The organism is Phocaeicola sp. RTP21198st1_B8_RTP21198_201120 (genome assembly GCF_040929485.1).
Classification (GTDB): Bacteria; Bacteroidota; Bacteroidia; order Bacteroidales; family Bacteroidaceae; genus Phocaeicola; species Phocaeicola dorei.
On record NZ_JBCOCI010000157.1, the window covers coordinates 1 to 932 of the forward strand.

The 932-nt window shown below is 43.8% G+C and carries 1 pseudogene; it reads left to right on the forward strand.

The window, feature by feature from the left end:
- Positions 1-932 (forward strand): annotated as a pseudogene (locus tag AB5935_RS23655) (TraG family conjugative transposon ATPase); the annotation flags it as partial.

The following is a 932-nucleotide window of genomic DNA, read 5'->3' on the forward strand; positions in this document are numbered from 1 at the left end:
GATACAGGTAATTCATACGAGGGACTTTGCGAGTATGTAGGTGGCAAGTATATCAGCTATACCGAGGAGCATCCTATCACGATGAACCCTTTTGCTATCAAACATGAAGAGCTGAACATCGAGAAAATCGGTTTCTTGAAGAATCTGATTATGCTTATCTGGAAAGGCACCCAGGGAGTAGTTACCAAGACGGAAGACCGGCTTATTGAGCAAGTCATCAAAGAATACTTTGACGAGTATTTTGTGAACCGTCGTATTGAGAATCTCTCGTTTAACACCTTCTATGAATACAGTATTGTCCGCATTCCACAAATCATTGAAGAAAATAAACTTTCCGGCATTGACTTGGCAGCCTACAACTATCTATTGAAGGACTTCTACAAGGGTGGAAGCCATGAGGTGACGCTGAATGAGAACCTGGACACCAAACTGTTTGATGAGACCTTCATCGTGTTTGAAATCGACTCCATTAAGGATGACCCTCTTCTATTCCCTCTTGTTACGCTTATCATCATGGATGTATTCATCCAGAAGATGAGAATCAAGAAGAACCGTAAGGTACTGGTTATCGAAGAGGCATGGAAGGCTATCGCCTCTCCCATGATGGCCGAATATATCAAGTATCTCTACAAGACTGCCCGAAAGTTCTGGGCTTCTGTCGGTGTTGTAACGCAGGAAATACAGGATATTGTAGGAAGTCCTATTGTCAAGGAAGCTATCATCAATAACTCAGACGTGGTAATGCTGCTCGACCAGAGCAAATTCCGTGAGCGATTTGATGAGATTAAAGCCACGCTCGGTTTGACGGACGTTGATTGTAAGAAGATTTTCACTATCAACCGTCTGGAGAATAAGGAAGGACGAAGTTTCTTCCGTGAGGTCTTTATCCGACGTGGAAGTGTCGGGGCCGTATTTGGAGTTGAAGAGCCACG